At 54.8% G+C, this 18,464-nt stretch carries 20 protein-coding genes (1 of these 20 cut by a window edge); all 20 read left to right on the plus strand.

The window, feature by feature from the left end:
* The first annotated feature begins 135 nt into the window (after positions 1–135).
* A complete protein-coding gene (locus RGB73_RS01115; RefSeq protein ID WP_310767986.1) occupies positions 136–1,236 on the plus strand; it encodes a dipeptide epimerase in 1,101 nt (366 codons plus the stop codon).
* Positions 1,233–2,153, plus strand: coding sequence for a C40 family peptidase (locus RGB73_RS01120; RefSeq protein ID WP_310767988.1), 921 nt, complete (start codon positions 1,233–1,235; stop codon positions 2,151–2,153). Before RGB73_RS01115 ends, RGB73_RS01120 begins: the two co-directional genes overlap by 4 nt.
* Before the next feature lie 27 nt (positions 2,154–2,180).
* Positions 2,181–3,143 (plus strand): ABC transporter ATP-binding protein, encoded by a 963-nt coding sequence (locus RGB73_RS01125; protein WP_310767990.1) that lies wholly within the window; start codon positions 2,181–2,183, stop codon positions 3,141–3,143.
* Between the two features lie 261 nt (positions 3,144–3,404).
* Positions 3,405–4,349 carry a sigma-70 family RNA polymerase sigma factor gene (locus tag RGB73_RS01130; RefSeq protein ID WP_310767992.1) on the plus strand — a complete coding sequence of 315 codons (945 nt, stop codon included), beginning with the start codon at positions 3,405–3,407 and terminating at the stop codon, positions 4,347–4,349.
* Positions 4,350–4,513: 164 nt separating this feature from the next.
* On the plus strand, positions 4,514–5,386 hold the full coding sequence (gene hslO / locus RGB73_RS01135) for an Hsp33 family molecular chaperone HslO (protein ID WP_310767994.1): 873 nt from the start codon (positions 4,514–4,516) through the stop codon (positions 5,384–5,386).
* 30 nt (positions 5,387–5,416) lie between these two features.
* On the plus strand, positions 5,417–6,322 hold the full coding sequence (locus tag RGB73_RS01140) for a peptidyl-prolyl cis-trans isomerase (protein WP_310767996.1): 906 nt from the start codon (positions 5,417–5,419) through the stop codon (positions 6,320–6,322).
* A gap of 82 nt (positions 6,323–6,404) precedes the next feature.
* The gene (gene cysK / locus RGB73_RS01145; protein WP_310767998.1) at positions 6,405–7,337 is read left to right on the plus strand and encodes a cysteine synthase A; all 933 of its coding nucleotides are present in this window, start codon (positions 6,405–6,407) and stop codon (positions 7,335–7,337) included.
* Between the two features lie 121 nt (positions 7,338–7,458).
* Positions 7,459–8,970, plus strand: a complete 1,512-nt coding sequence (locus tag RGB73_RS01150) for an anthranilate synthase component I family protein (protein ID WP_310768000.1) — start codon at positions 7,459–7,461, stop codon at positions 8,968–8,970.
* Positions 8,967–9,557, plus strand: a complete 591-nt coding sequence (gene pabA, locus RGB73_RS01155) for an aminodeoxychorismate/anthranilate synthase component II (RefSeq protein WP_310768002.1) — start codon at positions 8,967–8,969, stop codon at positions 9,555–9,557. Before RGB73_RS01150 ends, pabA begins: the two co-directional genes overlap by 4 nt.
* A gap of 202 nt (positions 9,558–9,759) precedes the next feature.
* Positions 9,760–11,403 (plus strand): PhoX family protein, encoded by a 1,644-nt coding sequence (locus RGB73_RS01160; RefSeq protein ID WP_310768003.1) that lies wholly within the window; start codon positions 9,760–9,762, stop codon positions 11,401–11,403.
* A gap of 20 nt (positions 11,404–11,423) precedes the next feature.
* Positions 11,424–11,666 (plus strand): twin-arginine translocase TatA/TatE family subunit, encoded by a 243-nt coding sequence (gene tatA, locus RGB73_RS01165; protein WP_310768005.1) that lies wholly within the window; start codon positions 11,424–11,426, stop codon positions 11,664–11,666.
* A gap of 85 nt (positions 11,667–11,751) precedes the next feature.
* Complete coding sequence (gene tatC, locus RGB73_RS01170) at positions 11,752–12,474, plus strand: twin-arginine translocase subunit TatC (protein WP_310768007.1); 723 nt, start codon at positions 11,752–11,754, stop codon at positions 12,472–12,474.
* 44 nt (positions 12,475–12,518) lie between these two features.
* Complete coding sequence (pabC, locus tag RGB73_RS01175) at positions 12,519–13,358, plus strand: aminodeoxychorismate lyase (RefSeq protein WP_310768009.1); 840 nt, start codon at positions 12,519–12,521, stop codon at positions 13,356–13,358.
* A 60-nt stretch (positions 13,359–13,418) separates the two neighbouring features.
* Positions 13,419–14,615, plus strand: a complete 1,197-nt coding sequence (folP, locus tag RGB73_RS01180) for a dihydropteroate synthase (protein ID WP_310768011.1) — start codon at positions 13,419–13,421, stop codon at positions 14,613–14,615.
* Positions 14,608–14,979 (plus strand): dihydroneopterin aldolase, encoded by a 372-nt coding sequence (folB, locus tag RGB73_RS01185; RefSeq protein ID WP_310768013.1) that lies wholly within the window; start codon positions 14,608–14,610, stop codon positions 14,977–14,979. The genes folP and folB overlap by 8 nt, the downstream gene beginning before the upstream one ends.
* Positions 14,976–15,506, plus strand: a complete 531-nt coding sequence (gene folK, locus RGB73_RS01190) for a 2-amino-4-hydroxy-6-hydroxymethyldihydropteridine diphosphokinase (protein WP_310768015.1) — start codon at positions 14,976–14,978, stop codon at positions 15,504–15,506. Before folB ends, folK begins: the two co-directional genes overlap by 4 nt.
* Positions 15,458–15,667: a helix-turn-helix domain-containing protein gene (locus RGB73_RS01195; protein WP_310768017.1), complete on the plus strand. Its 210-nt coding sequence runs from the start codon at positions 15,458–15,460 to the stop codon at positions 15,665–15,667. Before folK ends, RGB73_RS01195 begins: the two co-directional genes overlap by 49 nt.
* 86 nt (positions 15,668–15,753) lie before the next feature.
* Positions 15,754–16,782, plus strand: coding sequence for a tRNA dihydrouridine synthase DusB (dusB, locus tag RGB73_RS01200; protein ID WP_310768020.1), 1,029 nt, complete (start codon positions 15,754–15,756; stop codon positions 16,780–16,782).
* A 215-nt stretch (positions 16,783–16,997) separates the two neighbouring features.
* Positions 16,998–17,474, plus strand: coding sequence for a transcription elongation factor GreA (greA, locus tag RGB73_RS01205; RefSeq protein ID WP_310768023.1), 477 nt, complete (start codon positions 16,998–17,000; stop codon positions 17,472–17,474).
* 101 nt (positions 17,475–17,575) lie between these two features.
* Positions 17,576–18,464 carry the 5' portion of a lysine--tRNA ligase gene (gene lysS / locus RGB73_RS01210; RefSeq protein WP_310768026.1) on the plus strand. Its footprint extends 638 nt past the window's final position, so the window shows 889 of its 1,527 coding nt (coding positions 1–889); it begins with the start codon at positions 17,576–17,578; the stop codon falls past the right edge of the window.

Here is an 18,464-nt window from a genome sequence, read left to right on the forward strand (position 1 = left end):
GTCATTTCAAGGCAAATGGAATGACTCTCCCCCTTTTTTGCTGATTGTTTTAATGGTGCTATAATTAATTATGACTTAAGCAAACAAAAGAGAGATGACATCAAAGAAATAGCACTAGAGAAGATGGAGGAAAACATGATTATTCAAGCCATCGAAGTAAAAAGAATTTCTGTCCCATTGAAAAAGCCGTTTAAAACTGCATTGCGCACCGTCGAGAGCCTGGAATCGGTTCTGGTCAAGATCACGTGCGACAATGGAATGGTAGGCTGGGGAGAAGCGTCAGCCACAGTCGTCATCACCGGCGACAGCATCGAGAGCATTGAATCCGCCATTTTAAATACGATGAAACCGCAGTTGATCGGGCTGAATCTGAAAGCCTACGAGCATGTGTTCCATGTCTTGCACCAGTCCATGGTCGGCAACACCAGTGCCAAAGCAGCGGTCGACATCGCTCTGTACGATCTGATTTCCCAGCGTGCCGGCATGCCGTTGTACCAGTTTCTCGGCGGGTACAGAAATCAGCTGGAAACGGACTACACCGTGAGCGTCAACTCGCCAAAAGAGATGGGAGAAGACGCAGCCGCCTATTTGAAAGAAGGCTTCAACGTTCTGAAAATTAAGGTAGGGAAAGACAACATCGAGGATGACATCTTGCGCATCCAGGAAATTCGCAAATCCGTGGGCAATCAAGTGAAGATTCGTCTTGATGCCAACCAGGGATGGAATGTCAAAGAAGCGGTTCGTTCGATTCGCAAAATGGAAGATATGGGCCTCGGCATCGAGCTGATCGAGCAGCCGGTGAAAGCTCATGATCTTGAAGGCTTGAAAGTAGTGACCGATTCCGTAGATACGCCGATCATGGCAGACGAGAGCGTGTTTTCCCCGGCACAGGCCTTGCACGTTCTGCGCACCCGGGCAGCTGATCTGATCAATATCAAGCTGATGAAAGCAGGCGGAATTTTCAAAGCGCAGTTGATCAACCAGATGGCGGAAGAACACGGAATTCCATGTATGGTTGGCAGCATGATCGAATCGCGTCTGGCGGTTTCGGCGGCGGCTCACTTTGCAGCCAGCAAGAAAAACATCACGCGGTTCGACTTCGATGCGCCGTTGATGCTTCTGCATGACGGCATTGACGGAGGCGTGACGTATGCAGGCCGCCTTATGACGATGCCGGAAGACCCTGGCCTTGGCATTCACTCCGTAAGCATGTGGGAAGGAGGAAAGGAATCGTGAAAGCTGCACTCGTAAACGTTTCGGTCGCAACTGTATGGACGAAGCCGGAGTCGCCGCGGGACATCGACCGACTGGCGCTGACCGTACCCGTGGATGCACGCGGCTGGCTGTCGTCGCTTACGGTCGAGGAAAAACTCGGCTTCTACGACAACAACGCCATTCAGACGCAAGCTCTCTACGGCACGAAGGTGCTCATCGAGGAAGAGCAGGGAGATTGGTCCAAGGTACTCATTCCGGATCAGGCTTGCCGCAAGAACGAGATCGGGTACCCGGGGTGGATCCCTTCGAATCAGCTCGTGCCCTGGTCCGAAGCGTTTGAGGTACAGGACGGCCAAAAGCTGGCGATGGTGACGGCTGCGATGGCTGACCTCTACACCACCGACAGGGAAAGGGCAATGGAGCTGGCTTATTTGACCAGACTACCGCTGCTCTCGGAAACGGAAGGCGGTGTATTCGTGGCTACGCCGACAGGAGAGGGCTTTTTGCGCTCGGAAGACATCGAGGTGGTCCGGGCAAACGAGCCAGTTGATCTGACGGGCAACCGCGGGGAAGCCATCGTCGAGAACGGCAAGCGATTCCTCGGACTGCACTACCTGTGGGGCGGAATGTCCTCTTACGGCTACGACTGCTCTGGATTTGCCTACAACATGCATCGTTCGGTCGGCATTCAGATTCCTCGTGATGCGTCGGATCAGGCGAATGCCGGACAGTTGGTGGAAAAAGCCGACTTGCTCCCGGGCGATCTGCTGTTCTTCGCCCATGAAGAAGGAAAGGGCAGGGTGCACCACGTCGGCATTTACATCGGCAATCAGGAAATGATTCACTCCCCTGACTCGCGCGGTGCCATTGAAATCGTCAAGCTCGACGATACGTACAGGCTGATTAAGGAGCATTGCGTCTCCAGACGATACTGGTAAACGGATTACGGGGGGAGGAGTGGCCAGATGCAAAAAAAGAAGCTGGTCGAGGTAAAAAACCTAACGAAAGCCTTCACGGTTGGCAAAGGGCTTTCGCTCAAAGCTGCTGACAATGTTTCTTTTGATATTTATGAGGGGGAGACATTCGGTCTGGTAGGCGAGTCTGGCTGCGGGAAATCCACGACGGGCCGCACCATTATCGGCTTGTACCAACCAAGCGGAGGCGAAGTGCTCTTTGACGGCCAAAATGTGCACAAAGCCTCTTCGCACGAACGCAGCAAGCTGACGAAAAACATGCAAATGATCTTTCAGGACCCATACGCTTCCCTGAATCCTCGGATGAATATCGCGGAGATTATTTCCGAAGGCTTGCAGCTCAACGGGCTTTACAAGGGCAAAGCGGAGCGGATGAAGCGCGTCGTCGAGCTGCTGGAGATGGTCGGTCTGAACAAGGAGCACGCCAACCGCTTTCCCCACGAATTCAGCGGCGGACAGCGGCAGCGGATCGGGATCGCAAGGGCGCTCGCAGTCAATCCCCGCTTCGTGATCGCGGATGAGCCGATCTCGGCACTCGATGTCTCCGTGCAGGCGCAGGTGGTCAACTTGATGAAAAATTTGCAGCGAGAGCAAAACCTCACCTACCTGTTTATCGCACACGATCTGGCGATGGTGAAGCATATCAGTGACCGCATCGGAGTCATGTACTTGGGCAATCTGGTGGAAATGACGGACAGCGAAAAGCTGTACGAATCCCCCAAGCATCCGTATACGCAAGCGTTGCTTTCGGCCATACCCGTCCCTGATCCTGACCTGGAAAAAAGCCGGGAGCGCCAAATTATAGAGGGCGATGTGCCGAGTCCGATCAATCCGCCGAGCGGCTGCGTGTTCCGGACGCGCTGCCCTGTCGCCAAAGAGGTATGCGCCCAGAAGAAACCGGATTGGCAGGAGATCGAACCCGGGCATTTTGCTGCCTGCCACCTGTATTCGTAATAGGTTGATTCTTCGCTATCATTCGACAAAAATCGCGCTGACCATCCCTGCTGAAGGGGATGGTTTTGTCTTTTGTAAAGGTATTGTTATCCGCCTTATATATGGAAGCGTTACCAACCAGGAAAAGGGAGAGTGCTGTTAATATTCTGTAAACAAGCAGGAAATGGACGACTTTTGTCGAAATACTGATGCATAAACATCTGGTAACAACATTGGCCTACTTCATCGTGAATTTCCATTCCAGAGAAGTGAGGGTTGCATATGGCTCTGAGTTCATCCTCATTCCAATCGACCCCCCGTCGTTGGCGGGAAGTCGAAACACAGCTGGGAATCACCGTGCCCAAGTCGCTGCGATCTGACACGTCTGCCCTGTTGTTTTTGGAAAGCGTCGCTGCAACACCCATGTTGGACAAAGAAGAAGAGTTGGAGTGCCTGATCCGCTACCAGCAAAATGGCGATTTGGAAGCCAGGGAAACGCTGGTGCGGGCGTATCTGCGCTATGTAGTCAATACGGCTTTGCGCCACTTGAGACGAGGCATGCCATTTCTGGATCTGATTCAAGAAGGAACCATCGGTTTGTTTACGGCTATCGACAAGTTTGATGTGGGACGAGGCGTCCGCCTGTACCATTACTCGCACTGGTGGATCTCCCAGGCCATTACCCGTGCCATCAATGACAAAGGGACTCTGATCCGCATTCCGGTGCATATGCACGAACAAATTCGCCAGTACCAAAAGCAAGTGCTGCACCTGGTGCATGAATTGAACCGTACGCCAGACCGACTGGAAATAGCCGGGCTGCTGGACATCCCGCTGGAAAAGGTCGATGCCATCGAACTTGCGCTAATGATGAAGATGGAGTCCATCGACGATATTCTGGAGGCGGAGGAAGAGCTGGCGGGACACGAGGACGAATGCCTCAGCTACGCCGAAATCATGGATGACGGTGAGTCCTCTCTGGATGACTGGATCGAAAAGGTGGATTTGCGCTCACAGATGCGGGCCGCCCTCGAAAGACTCAGTCCACGCGCCCAGGAGATCATTTCCATGCGGTACGGTCTGTACGACGATCAGGTGTACACGCTGGAAGAAGTGGGCAAGATGTTCGGCTTGACCCGCGAGCGCATCCGGCAGATTGAAGCAACAACGATCGATCGGCTGCGCACCCAAAAGGCCTCCCGCGTCTTGAAAGATTATTTGACTTAAATAGAGGTTTCGACTGCCCCCTCGAGGAACGAGGGGGTTTTTCATGCGTCAGCCAAAGTGTCAGAGGTGGCGGGAGGGAGAGGCGTAGTCTTCTTTTCTTGTGGTAAACTGTATAGATAGGCTTTGATGATTTTGGTTCCCAAAGGAAAAGGAGGATCGCCAGTATGAGCGATTATATGATAAGAGCAACTGGATTTAACGGACACGTGCGTGCATTCGCAGCGCGCACAACGAACATCGTCGAGGAAATGCGCAGTCGTCACGACATGTGGAACACCGCTACGGCTGCCGCCGGACGCACGCTGACAGTCACGTTGATGATGGGGGCGATGTTGAAAGGAGACGAGAGCCTCTATGTCAAAGTAAAAGGGGGAGGACCGATCGGGCAAATTATGGCGGAGGCCAATGCCCACGGGGAAGGTGTGGCGTACGTCACCAATCCGCACGTTCACTTTGAGCTCAACGAGTTGGGCAAGCTGGACGTGAGACGGGCGGTCGGAACGGAAGGCTTTGTCTATGTGACGAAGGATCTCGGTCTCAAAGAACCGTACCAAGGCAGCTCGCCGATCGTATCCGGGGAGATCGGGGAGGACTTTACCTATTATTTCGTGACGTCCGAGCAGACGCCATCCGCAGTAGGAGTGGGTGTCCTGGTCAATCCGGAAGACCGGTCGGTGCTGGCGGCAGGAGGATTTATTCTTCAGCTCATGCCGTTTACGCCTGACGATGTCGTGGCCACGATCGAGGAGAGGCTCAGCGGCCTTCCGCAGGTGTCGCGGATGATCGGAGAGGGATTGACGCCGGAAGAAATTCTGGCCAAGGTGCTGGATGAGCCGAAGTACCTCAGCCGCACGGAAATCAACTTCCACTGCAAATGTTCGTCGGAAAAAGTAAGCCAGGCACTCATCAGCTTGGGGAGAGAAGAGATGCAGAGCATGCTCGAGGAGCAAGGCGAAGCCGAGGTGCACTGTCATTTCTGCAACGAGCGGTACCACTACGACAGGGCCGCGCTGGAAGACCTCATGAAAGACATGTAAGCGCGGTGACCGTTAGGGAGAGGATGGAGCGTGTCCGTCAACGCAAAGGGGTTGTGGGCATTCATCGGAGCATTGGTCGTGCTGCTGCTGGCTGTGACGTGGTCGTGGTACCAGTCTTCAGCCAAGCTGCAGCCGGCCGCGGTTGTCGGAGACAAAACGATCACGGAAGCGGAATATGTGGAGGCACTCAAGCAGAGGTACGGAGAGAAAGTGCTGGAAGACATGATCAATCGGGAAGTGGTTTTTCAGGCGGCCAAGCAGCAGGGCATTTCGGTAGACCCCAAGCAGGTGGAAGAGGAAGTGGCGAAAATTCGCGAAAGCTATGGCAGTGAGAGCGACAGCGAGTTTCAGCAGGCATTGATCCGGCAGGCGGGGATTACGGAAGAGTCGCTGCGCCAAGAAATCAGGTACCAGCTTTTGCTTCAAGCCTTGGCGACCAAGGACATCGTCGTATCGGACGACGAATTGCTCGCGTATTACAACGACCATCCCGAGCGTTACGCCAAGCCCATGCAGGTCCGATTGTGGCAGATCATCGTGGCATCCAGGGAAGAAGCGGACCGGGTCACGGCTGAGCTCAGGCAAGGCGCCGACTTTCAGACGCTCGCCAAAGAACGTTCGATTGATTCGGTGACGGCAGGAAACGGAGGCGATATGGGCTGGGTTTCCCTGAGCGATTCCAGACTGCCGGAAGCCGCCAAGGACGTGGTGGCCGAGCTTGGCACCAAAAAGGTTAGCGATCCTGTCCAACTGGGGGACCAGTATGCCATCTATTCGATTGCCGAACGGAAGGAAGCACAGCAGCAATCGTTTGATCAGGTCAAGGAAGCGATTCGCCGTGAGCTCGCATTCGCGCAGGTGGAATCGATCGATGACGTCTTGAAGCGGCTGCGTCAATCGGTAGGAGTCCGGATTTCTGGGCAAATGCAGCATTGACCAAATAGGCAGCGAATTGATATAATCATACCAATAAAACCTAGCATTTTACTCGGCTATAATAAATAAGGAGGCAGGACCTATGCGCGTCGCGAATTCCATTACCGATTTGATTGGATTTACACCGTTAGTAAAGCTCAATCGCGTTGTCAATGAAGATCATGCAGACATTTATCTCAAGTTGGAATTTTTCAACCCGGGCAGCAGCGTCAAAGACCGGATTGCGTTGTCCATGATCGAAGCGGCAGAGGCAGACGGCAGCCTGAAACCGGGAGATACCATCATTGAACCGACGAGCGGAAACACCGGGATCGGCCTTGCCATGGTGGCTGCAGCAAAAGGGTATCGGGCGGTTGTGGTCATGCCTGACACCATGAGTATCGAGCGCCGCAACTTGCTGCGAGCTTACGGAGCCGAGCTCATCCTGACTCCCGGCAGCGAAGGGATGGGCGGAGCGATCCGCAAAGCCGAAGAACTCGCCAAGGAAAACTCCTCCTATTTCATCCCGCAGCAGTTTAAAAATGCAGCGAATCCAGCTATTCACCGCGAGACAACGGCCCGTGAGCTGTTGGAGCAAGCGAAAGAAATCGGCGGCGTAGACGCGTTCATCTCCGGGGTCGGAACCGGCGGAACGATCACAGGTGTCGGCCAAGTGCTCCGCGAACACTATCCGAACGTAAAAATCGTAGCGGTCGAGCCAGCTGCTTCTCCCGTTCTCTCAGGCGGCAAGCCCGGCCCTCACAAAATCCAGGGGATCGGTGCGGGCTTTGTGCCGGACACATTGGATACCCACATCTATGACGAGATTATCAAGGTAGAAAACGATGACGCATTTGATGCTGCGCGCCGTGTAGCACGCCAAGAGGGCATTCTGGGAGGCATTTCTACGGGAGCGGCTATTCACGCAGCCCTGCAGGTGGCAGCCCAGCTCGGCAAAGGCAAAAAGGTAATCGCAATCGCTCCATCCAACGGCGAGCGCTACCTGTCCACTCCTCTGTATTCATTTGAAGACTAAAAACGACTGTATTTTCCAGAACCACGCATGTCCATTTTGGGCGGCGTGGTCTTTTCTTTTTGTATCAGACAACTATATAATGAACGAAAACTTATCCTAGCAAACCGGAGCGTGAAACGGATTGTTCCCTACGTATGCAGAATGCCGAGCCTATGCAAGTACCTACCCATTTGTTCCTGTTGCAATTCGCAGGCCGTGGCCCACACATGTGGATCCGTGGCACGTACTGAAAAGCCTGCACCCTTCCCTGCAAGAAGCCGCTCTTTTGGAAAGCGGCCGGGCTGGCCGCTACACATTTTTGACGTATCAGCCCGCGGCGGTCCTGCGCAGCCAGCAGGGCGAGACAGTCGTTTCCTATCGGGACGGGCGCACCGCGAGCAAGCGCGGCAATCCGCTGGAGGCTTTGCGCGGGCTGCTGGCAGAGTACCGGAGCCCCGCTATTCCTGAAATGCCGGACTTTTCCGGCGGAGCTGTCGGGTACATGAGCTACGAGATGAACCGCTTTTTTGAGCCGAGCTTGCCGCAGATCGCGACAGATGACTTACAGTTGCCTGACCTGTATGTTATGATAATGCCAGATCTTCTCGCCTTTGATCACGAGACACGCGAAATGATCTTCTTGACCCACCTGGCTTCCGGGCAATTGAACGAAGAGGTGTACGGGCAAGCGGCGGCGTTGCTGGAACAGCGGGCGAATGTGCTGGACGGGCTGACCGCGGCTGCTGACGACATCGATTGGGACGCTTTGCGGAAAAGACCGTTGGCTCACGTATCACCGGCTTCCGTTTCCTTCGGCAAAGACCAGTTCGAGGATGCCGTTCGCCGGGTTCAGGAATACATCGCCCAGGGAGACGTCTTTCAGGTGAATTTGTCGGTTAGGCAAAGCAAGCCGATGAACGTGCAGGCGCCTGACGTCTACGAAGTCCTGCGCAAGCTGAATCCGTCGCCGTACATGGGATACCTGGGCTTCCCCGAGTTTCAGCTGGTCAGCGCTTCACCAGAGCTGCTCGTCAAGGTGAAGGGTGGCGAGGTGCATACTCGGCCGATCGCCGGGACGAGGCCGCGGGGACAAAGCGACGAGCAGGATGAGGCGTTGGCCCGCGAGCTGATCGACAACGAGAAGGAGCGCGCCGAGCACGTGATGCTGGTCGATCTGGAGCGAAACGACTTGGGACGTGTATGCCGATTTGGCAGTGTGGAAGTGAGCGAGTTCATGGTGGTGGAGAAGTATTCCCACGTCATGCATATCGTCTCCCATGTCAAAGGAGAGCTGGCAGCAGACAAGGACGCGTTTGACGCCGTAGCAGCCGCTTTTCCGGGCGGTACGATCACGGGTGCGCCCAAAGTCCGGACGATGGAGATCATCGAAGAGCTGGAGCCCGTCAAACGGGGCGTGTACACCGGCTCGATCGGCTGGTTTGGATTCAACGGAGAAGTCGAAGTCAATATCGCCATACGCACGATGGTGGTCAAGGATGGCATGGCTCACGTCCAGGCGGGAGCGGGAATCGTCATTGATTCCGTGCCGGAAGCAGAGTATGCGGAGTCGCTGAAAAAGGCGGAAGCGTTGTGGAAAGCGCTGGAGATTAGCGAGCAGAGAATGATGAGTCGAGAGGAGACGAGTGTGCGATGATTTTGATGATTGATAATTACGATTCTTTTACCTACAATTTGGTGCAGTATGTGGGGGAGCTGGGCGAAGAGCTGCAGGTCTACCGCAACGACAAGATTACGCTGGAAGAAATCGAGCGGCTGTCCCCTGACTACCTGATGATTTCCCCGGGGCCGTGCACGCCGAACGAGGCGGGTATCAGCATGGAGGCCATTCGCCATTTCGCCGGAAAAATTCCGATCCTGGGCGTATGCCTCGGCCACCAGTCCATCGGGCAGGTGTTCGGGGGCAAGGTGATCCGGGCGGAGCGATTGATGCACGGAAAGACGTCCGAAGTGTTCCATGACGGGAAGACCATCTTTCAGGACATTCCGTCGCCGTTTACCGCTGCGCGCTACCACTCCCTGATCGTGGAGGAGTCTACGATTCCAAGCGAGCTGGAAGTCACAGCGCGGACGGCTGAGGGGGAGATCATGGCGATCCGCCATCGGGAGTATCCCATCGAAGGGGTACAGTTCCATCCGGAGTCGATCATCACCCAGCACGGCAAACAGCTGCTGAAAAACTTCCTCACCTCATATGCGCGCCATACGACAGGTTCACGATAATGAATAAATAATGACGAAGCCGCCTTGTTGCAGGGCGGCTTTTTCATTGGCTGAGCCCCCTCCCGCCTCCCCGGCGTTTATTTCTCCCCCCTCGTTTACAAAACTGTCTGATTTCTTAACAAGCTCTTTATATCGCATTAACAGCCCGTCGACAAAAGGCTCGTACAATGGGAAGAAAGATGACGAAAGGGAGCGATTGGACATGGATGTAAATCGTCGACAATTTTTGACTTATCTCGGAGCGGGAACAGCAGCTTTGGCTTCGATGGCGACAGGAATTCCGGCACTGGCAGCAGGAGCGACTCTCTCTGGAAAAACGGCCGACCACCTGTTTGGGTTGGAAGCGAAAAAACACAATTTCAACCCCAAATTCAAGCCGATTCATCCGACGACCAAAGACGATGTAGTGCTTCCGGATGGGTACAAATACGATGTAATCGCTTCTTATGGAGATAAAATCAATGCCGCTGGCGATACCTTCGGCTTCAACAACGACTTCACCTGTTTCCTGCCGATTGACGGCAAGGCGGATCACGGCCTTCTGTGGGTCAACCACGAGTACTTGGGTGAACTGGAGTACTACGTGACAGGATACGACTACCTGAATGCGGATGCGAAAAACAATACGCGCACAGCCGAGCAAATCCGCAAGTACTTGTACGCTTTGGGCGGCTCCGTCATCGAGGTGAAAAAAGAAAAAGGGAAGTGGAAGCTCGTTTCCGATTCCAAATACGGACGCCGCGTCAGCGGACTCACCAAGCATGTACTGACGGGACCGGCTGCTTCGATCGCCAAAGAAGTGACAGGGACGTTTGCCAACTGCTCCGGCGGTGTGACACTGTGGAAAACCGTCCTCTCCTGCGAGGAAAACTTCCTCGACGTGGTGGGCGATTGCAAGCTGCCTGACGAAAGGCACTACGGCTGGGTCATCGAGGTCGATCCGTTCGATCCGACATCCACACCGAAAAAGCATACCGCTCTGGGACGCTTCTCCCATGAAAACACGGCGATGGTGCTGGCTTCGACTGGCCAACTGGTCGTATACATGGGCGACGATGCCAAAGACCAGTACGTGTACAAATACGTGTCCAAGGCCAAGTTTGATCCGAAAGCGGGCAAAGCCAACTCGAAGCTGCTGGAGGAAGGCACTCTGTACGTAGCAAACTTCGGCAAAGGAAAATGGATCGCGCTGGATTACGCCACAAACGAGGCTCTGCAAAAAGCGACGAACAGCGAAGGCAAGCCGGCCTTCACCTCGCAGGCAGACGTCCTGGTCAACTGCCGCGAAGCTTCCAAGGCCGTCGGGGCAACGCCGATGGACCGTCCGGAAGACCTGGAAGTGCATCCGATTGACGGCTCCGTCTTCATCTCGCTGACCAACAACGACAAGCACGGCAATTTTTACGGCCAAATCGTCCGTCTGTTTGAAAAGGACGACAACCACGCCGGCGGCGAATTCACCTTTGAGATTTTCGCGGCGGGCGGCCCGCAGAGCGGATTTGCGGCACCGGACAACCTGGCGTTTGACAGCGCGGGCAACCTGTGGGTCGTGACCGACATTTCTTCTTCCTCCATGAACAGCGGCATTTACAAAACGTTCGGGAACAACGGAGTATTCTTCATTCCGACTACCGGCAACAGCAAAGGTATGGCTGCTCAGTTCGCATCGGCACCGGTCGGCGCGGAGATGACCGGACCTTGGTTTACTCCGGACGAAACGACCTTGTTCCTGTCCGTACAGCATCCGGGCGAAAACCTCAAAGGGTACGACCAGCCTACCAGCCACTGGCCAAAAGGCGGCAGCTCGGTTGCGCTGCCAAGCGTGATCGCCATCACAGGATTCTAAGAGAAGGAGTGTAGTCCCAGATGCTATCCACCATCGGAATTCCTGGATTGATCTTGATCTTGATCATCGCTCTGGTGATTTTCGGCCCGAGCAAGCTGCCGGAAATCGGCCGCGCATTTGGTCGAACCTTGACCGAGTTCAAATCCGCCGCAAAAGATTTGACGAAAGACGACGACGAGGCCAAGGACAGGGGAGCAAAAAATTCGACACCCGAGCTATCGGCTACAAGTGTCCAGCAAGACGCGCTGAAACGAGTCAACTGAACCGGTTGCAGGAGAAGGCGGTGCGCACCAGTCGCATTGCCTTTTTCCTTTGGGAGCACAGCTTCGCGCATGAGGAGGATGTTGCATGAGTAGAGAGATGCCGTTTCTCGAGCATTTGACTGATTTGCGCCGCCGGCTGCTGATCGTGGCGGCAACGCTCGTGCTGAGCGTGATCATCTGCTTTTTGTTTGTCGATCACATCTACCAGCTGTTGGCGAGTCGCTCCGGGGAAAAGCTGGCGATTCTCGGGCCGGGAGATATTTTGTCGATCTACGTCAAGCTGTCCGCGATAGGGGGCATTGCCCTCACCATTCCGGTGGCCGCTTACCAGGCATGGCGCTTCGTCGTTCCTGCGTTGGAGGAGCGGGAGCGAAAAGTAGCGCTCATGTACATTCCCGCCCTGTTCCTGCTCTTTTTGGCAGGTCTCTCCTTCGCCTATTTCGTGCTGTTCCCGATGATGTACCACTTCGTGCTGGGATTGTCCAACGGGAACTTTGAACTGGTCATTACCGCAAACGATTATTTTACGTTCATGCTCAACCTGTGCCTGCCGTTCGGGTTGCTGTTTGAACTGCCGGTCGTCGTTTTGTTTCTGAGCCATCTGGGAATCCTGAATCCGCACCGACTGGCCAAGATGCGAAAGCCGGCTTACCTGGTCCTGTCCGTAATCTCGATCACCATTACGCCGCCCGACTTTTTGTCGGACATCATGGTGATTGTTCCCTTGATCGTTCTGTACGAAATATCCATCAGCATTTCGCGCTTCATACACCGCAAACGCACTCGGGAAACTGCGCTTTCCGCATAAGTATGGTATGATGCTCTCGACAATGTTTTCGGGAGAGAGCGAGCATGCGGGTGTATGTAAATGGTACCGTCTACTCGGCGGAGGAAGCGGCGATTTCCGTGCTGGACCACGGTTTTTTGTACGGGATCGGCTTGTTTGAAACGATGCGTGTGTACGACCGTCGCCTGTTTCTATGGGATGCCCACTACGCCCGGCTCTGTACCGGGCTTTTGGCGTTGCGGATTTCCCCGGTCTGGACGTCCGAAGAGCTGGCCGATGCGGTGATGCAAACCGTGGAGGCCAACGGACTTAGGGATGCGTATGTGCGGCTGAGTGTAACGGCTGGAGAAGAAGGCGTAGGGCTCGTCGCAAACGGCTATGAACGCCCTTCGCTCATCGTGTTTGCCAAGCCCGTGGCGCCTTTGGCTGATCCGCCCCGGCCGAAACGGCTGCAGACCTTGGAGTTGGCCCGGCAGACGGCGGAGGGGCATCAGCGTTTCAAGTCCCACAACTTTTTGAACAACGCGCTGGCAAAGCAAGAGGTAGGGGATCGCCCCGATGTGGAAGGCCTGTTTTTGACGCATGACGGATACGTGGCGGAAGGGATCGTCAGCAATGTGTTTTGGGTCAAGGATGGCCGATTGTATACTCCTTCGCTGGATACAGGCATCCTGGGCGGCGTCACGAGACAGCATGTACTGGAGCTGGCAGGTCGGATCGGGTTGCCGTCAGAAGAAGGCAAGTTTCGACTTGGAGCGTTGAAAGAGGCGGACGAAGTGTTTGTGACCAACTCCGTGCAGGAGATCGTTCCCGTCGCGGAGATAGACTCTCTTCCAGTCTCTTTGGCCTACGGCGAGCACACGCGGCAACTGCACCGCGCCTACCGTGAGTCTGTATGGCGATAGGTGGGCAAATTATGGTATGCTACTAATCAACATGCTACGACGGATAAGGGAGCAAAGCTCATGAAGTACAATCCATTTCTGATTCATGCGGCAACTCGCGACGAGCTGGCGGCAGAGCTGTCCAGGCGCGGGGTCTTTCCTGCGCAAATCGAGCGTTTGGCCAGGACGGACGGTTATTTGCGGATTCATGTGGAGAATTTGACCGGCCAACAGGCACAGCTGCTGCACCAGAACATGCTGGCCGTCGGAGGGGAAGCAGTCGTTTCCGATCAGCCGGGAAAAGCGGACAGGGCCGTAGTTCTCCTTTTGGCGACCCGATCCCAGCTGGAAGCGATGCTGGGCGGTTTGACAGAGACAGACAATGTCCTGGAGGAGGTAGCTGTGGAAGTTCGGGAGGTACTGGCAGCCCGCGAGCAATCGAGCCTTCGGCGGGAGCTGGTCTGCGGCAAGCACGTCCTGCCTTTGGGAGAACGCACTCTCGTAATGGGCATTTTAAACGTCACCCCGGACTCGTTCTCGGATGGCGGGAAGTTTGTCGATCTCGATCAGGCGCTGCGGCAGGCCCGTGCCATGGTCGAGGCGGGTGCGGATCTCATCGACATCGGAGGCGAATCGACGCGCCCGGGAGCGGTAGCGGTAGATGCAGCCGAAGAGCTGGAGAGGGTGCTGCCCGTCATTCGGGCTTTGTCGCAGGAGCTGCCGGTTCCGCTGTCTATCGATACGTACAAAGCGGAAGTGGCCGAACAGGCCGTGCTGGCCGGAGCCCATATTATCAATGATGTCTGGGGGGCCAAACGTGACCGGCGGATGGCGGAGGTTGCCGCTCGTCACCGTGTGCCGATTATTTTGATGCACAATCGGGAAGACACCGATTACCACGATTTTTTTGCCGATTACGTACGGGATTTGCGCGAATCGGTTGACATTGCTCTCGCTGCAGGGGTAGCACCGGAGAACATTGTCCTTGATCCAGGCATCGGCTTTGTCAAATCGCTGGAGCAAAACCTGGAGACAATGCGCAGACTGGACGACCTGGTTGCCCTCGGGTATCCGGTATTGCTGGCGACCTCGCGAAAGCGCATGATCGGCCACGTGCTGGACCTTCCTGTAGAGGAGCGGGTGGAAGGGACGGCCGCGACGGTCGCCCTCGGAGTGGTCAAAGGCTGCCACATGGTCCGGGTACATGACGTGAAAGAGATGAAGCGGGTCGCCAAGATGATGGACGCCATGCTGAAAGGAGGGATCGCTGTTGGATAAGATATACTTCAACGGCATGTCGTTTTACGGCTACCACGGCGTATTTGGCGCGGAGGCGGAGCTGGGGCAGCGCTTTTATGTCGATCTCGCGCTGACACTGGATCTGTCCAAGGCCGGTTCGACCGATGACCTGCAAGATACGGTAAACTACGCGGAAGTGTTCGCCTGCGTCCAGAAAATCGTGGAGGGCGAGCGCTACAACCTGGTGGAAAAGCTGACGGCACGGATTGCGGAGCAGCTTCTTGGGCAGTTTCCGTTTGCCGAGGTCCGGGTGAAAGTGACCAAGCCGAATCCCCCGATCAACGGACACTATGAGTCGGTTGCCATTGAAATGGTGCGCCGCAGAGAGGAACTTCACTCATGACAGTGTGTGCTTATCTGGCGCTCGGGTCCAACATCGGGAATCGGGAGGACACTTTGCGAAAGGCGATTCGGCGGCTGAACGAGCTGCCTGGCATCCGAGTGAAGCGGGTATCCTCGGTCTACGAAACGGATCCGGTCGGGTATGTCGATCAGGACGCGTTTCTCAACATGGCCGTCGCTGTCGAGACGGAGCTTTCACCGGAGCAATTGCTGGAGACCGCCTTGGCGGTGGAACGGGAGCTGGGGCGGGTGCGGACTATCCGCTGGGGCCCGCGCACAATTGATATTGATTTGCTTCTGTACGGTTCATACACGGTTCAGAAAGAACATCTTATGATTCCGCATCCAGCCATGGCAGAGCGCGCTTTTGTGCTGGTCCCTCTTCGCGACGTTTGGGAGGGGGGAGCTCTGCCCGTGTACAACCAGACCATTGATCATTTTCTTTCGCATTTGGCAGAGGATCACAAGGGGGTACGTAAGTGGGGAACAATCAATTGGGAAATCGAATCAGGTCCTTCCGGAAGCTGAAGGGGTATACGCAGCAGTCCCTCTCGGAAAAGCTGGGAGTGTCCTTGTCGTTTGTCGGATCGCTGGAGCGGGGCACCAGAGTGCCTACGGAGCCTGTTTTGCGCAAGATCGCCAGCACTTTACAGGTCGACTACGACGAATTATGTGCTATAAATAAATAATGACTTTTGGAAAGGTCAGTCCTCTCCAAGCGCCCGCCGGCGACGAATGGTCGCTTGCGTCACGGGAAAAAGGAGGTCGTAAATAGATGAAGATCGGAAACATCGAATTGAAGAACAATGTCGTATTGGCGCCGATGGCAGGGGTGTGCAATCCCGCCTTCCGCCTGATTGCCAAGGAATTCGGCACGGGGCTGGTCTGCGCCGAAATGGTCAGCGATAAAGGAATCGTCCACGGCAACAAGAAGACGATCGAAATGCTGTACGTCGACGAACGCGAAAAGCCGCTCAGCCTGCAGATTTTTGGCGGAGACAAGGAAACGCTGGTCGAGGCAGCGAAATATGTAGACCAGCATACCAATGCGGATATCATCGACATCAACATGGGCTGCCCCGTGCCGAAAATCACGAGCTGCGATGCGGGTGCCCGTCTGCTGCTGGACCCGAACAAGATCTACGAAGTCGTATCCGCTGTGGTGGATGCCGTAGACAAGCCGGTGACAGTCAAGATGCGGCTGGGCTGGGATGAAGAGCACCTGTATGTGCTTGAAAATGCAAAAGCGGTTGAACGCGCAGGCGGCCAAGCGATCGCGGTCCACGGCCGCACCCGTGTGCAGATGTACAAAGGGCATGCCGACTGGAGCTGGATCAAGCGGGTCAAGGAAACCGTCTCGATCCCGGTCATCGGAAACGGCGACGTCGCGACTCCCGAGGATGCGCGCCGCATGCTGGATACGACCGGCTGCGACGGCGTCATGATCGGACGCGCTGCTCTGGGCAACCCGTGGATGCTGTACCGCACCATCCAGTACCTGACATCGGGTGAACTCGCCCCGGAACCTTCCGTTCGGGAAAAGATGGAGATTTGCCTGCTGCACGCAGAGCGTTTGATTGCGTTGAAGGGCCCGCGTGTAGGCGTTCTTGAAATGCGGAAACATGCCGCCTGGTATTTGAAAGGATTGAAAGGCTCTACCCATACCAAAAATCTGATCAATAGCGTGGAGACGGAAGAAGAACTTCGTCGCATCCTGACCGAGTATGTCGATTGGGTGGAAAACGCTGGGGACGACGTGGAAGAGATGCCGGAATCCGCGCAATCGGAAGCGGTCAGCTACTGATTGAATCGAGCATTCCAGACATTGACAAGGGTTCCTTCATATCCTATAATACTCCGTAATATTGGGAGCCAAGCTGCCAGTTCACCCTGGCAGCTTTACCTATGAATCCTCACATGCGGTTTTGATCGGCTGTATATTGTATAGAACAACTACATATAATCCTTTGTACTTTACCCAGTGCGATGGAATCATTTTTTAAACGGGGGAATTGGATCATGTCTGAAAAAGAAGTCATCCTTACACCAGAAGGTTTAGCAAAACTTGAACAAGAACTTGAAGATTTGAAAACGGTTAAACGCAAGGAAGTAGCTGCGCGGATTAAAGAGGCGATCAGCTATGGTGATATTAGCGAGAACTCGGAGTACGAAGAAGCAAAAAATGAACAGGCGTTCATCGAAGGCCGTATTCTTACGCTGGAGAAAATGCTGCGCAACGCTCGCATCATTACCAACGAGGATGTCGATACCGGCGTTGTCAGTGTCGGCTCCCGCGTAAGGCTGAAAGACTTGGAGTTCGGCGACATCGTGGATTACACGATCGTAGGATCTGCCGAGTCCGATCCGATGAACAACAAAATCTCCAACGAATCTCCAGTCGGCCAGGCGCTTTTGGGTAAAGCGAAAGGCGCGATCGTCGATGTAAACGTACCGGCTGGCGTCATCCAATACGAGATTCTCGATATCAACCTGTAAGTGTCAGCACATGGCGTACCTCATCGTAGGTACGCCGTATCGCTATTTATCCGCCCTGCGCAAATTTGTCAATGCAGGCATTTTTTAGAGGAGTGAGCAGAATGGCAAACGAGCAAGATTTGCAACAAGAGCAAGAACAGGAACAAGAAGAACAGCTTCATGAACTGCTTCAGGTGCGTCATGACAAGATGGACCAGCTGCGGGAGTGGGGGTACGATCCGTTTGGGAAGAAATTCGAACAGACCCATCATGCAGATGAAATCATAAAGGCGTTCGGCGACAAGTCCAAGGAAGAGCTGGAAGCGGAGGAGCATGTCGTCACGATCGCGGGCCGTTTGATGGCCAAGCGTGCGATGGGCAAGGCCAGCTTTGCCCAGCTGCTTGACCGTTCCGGACAAATCCAGATCTACGTGCGTCAAGACACGGTTGGGGAAGAGCTCCACAAAGTGTTTGACTTGAGCGACATCGGCGATCTGATCGGAGTGAAAGGTGTCGTTTTCAAAACCAAGACAGGCGAGCTCAGTGTTAAGGCGAAAGAGCTGACCTATCTGACCAAATCGCTTCGTCCGCTGCCTGAAAAATACCATGGCTTGAAGGATGTCGAGACTCGCTACCGCAAGCGCTATGTCGATTTGATCGTAAATCCGGAAGTGCGTCAGACCTTTATCACGCGCAGCCGTATTTTGACTTCGATGCGCCGCTATTTGGACAACCTCGGTTACTTGGAAGTAGAAACGCCTACCTTGCATGCCATTGCCGGCGGTGCGTCTGCACGTCCGTTTATTACGCATCACAACGCGCTGGACATGCAGCTGTACATGCGGATCGCTATTGAGCTGCACCTCAAGCGCCTGATTGTGGGCGGTTTGGAGAAAGTGTATGAAATCGGCCGCGTATATCGCAATGAAGGCATTTCCACACGCCACAATCCGGAATTCACCATGATCGAGCTGTATGAAGCGTACGCTGACTTTCAGGACATCATGAAGC

The organism is Brevibacillus brevis, assembly GCF_031583145.1.
GTDB lineage: Bacteria > Bacillota > Bacilli > Brevibacillales > Brevibacillaceae > Brevibacillus > Brevibacillus brevis_E.

Excerpts from the sequence above, each read along its gene's own strand:
- RGB73_RS01115 (WP_310767986.1), top strand. The coding sequence starts at position 136 with ATGATTATTCAAGCCATCGAAGTAAAAAGAATTTCTGTCCCATTGAAA.
- RGB73_RS01125 (WP_310767990.1), top strand. The coding sequence starts at position 2,181 with ATGCAAAAAAAGAAGCTGGTCGAGGTAAAAAACCTAACGAAAGCCTTC.
- RGB73_RS01130 (WP_310767992.1), top strand. The coding sequence starts at position 3,405 with ATGGCTCTGAGTTCATCCTCATTCCAATCGACCCCCCGTCGTTGGCGG.
- hslO (WP_310767994.1), top strand. The coding sequence starts at position 4,514 with ATGAGCGATTATATGATAAGAGCAACTGGATTTAACGGACACGTGCGT.
- cysK (WP_310767998.1), top strand. The coding sequence starts at position 6,405 with ATGCGCGTCGCGAATTCCATTACCGATTTGATTGGATTTACACCGTTA.
- pabA (WP_310768002.1), top strand. The coding sequence starts at position 8,967 with ATGATTTTGATGATTGATAATTACGATTCTTTTACCTACAATTTGGTG.
- RGB73_RS01160 (WP_310768003.1), top strand. The coding sequence starts at position 9,760 with ATGGATGTAAATCGTCGACAATTTTTGACTTATCTCGGAGCGGGAACA.
- tatA (WP_310768005.1), top strand. The coding sequence starts at position 11,424 with ATGCTATCCACCATCGGAATTCCTGGATTGATCTTGATCTTGATCATC.
- tatC (WP_310768007.1), top strand. The coding sequence starts at position 11,752 with ATGAGTAGAGAGATGCCGTTTCTCGAGCATTTGACTGATTTGCGCCGC.
- pabC (WP_310768009.1), top strand. The coding sequence starts at position 12,519 with ATGCGGGTGTATGTAAATGGTACCGTCTACTCGGCGGAGGAAGCGGCG.
- folP (WP_310768011.1), top strand. The coding sequence starts at position 13,419 with ATGAAGTACAATCCATTTCTGATTCATGCGGCAACTCGCGACGAGCTG.
- folK (WP_310768015.1), top strand. The coding sequence starts at position 14,976 with ATGACAGTGTGTGCTTATCTGGCGCTCGGGTCCAACATCGGGAATCGG.
- dusB (WP_310768020.1), top strand. The coding sequence starts at position 15,754 with ATGAAGATCGGAAACATCGAATTGAAGAACAATGTCGTATTGGCGCCG.
- greA (WP_310768023.1), top strand. The coding sequence starts at position 16,998 with ATGTCTGAAAAAGAAGTCATCCTTACACCAGAAGGTTTAGCAAAACTT.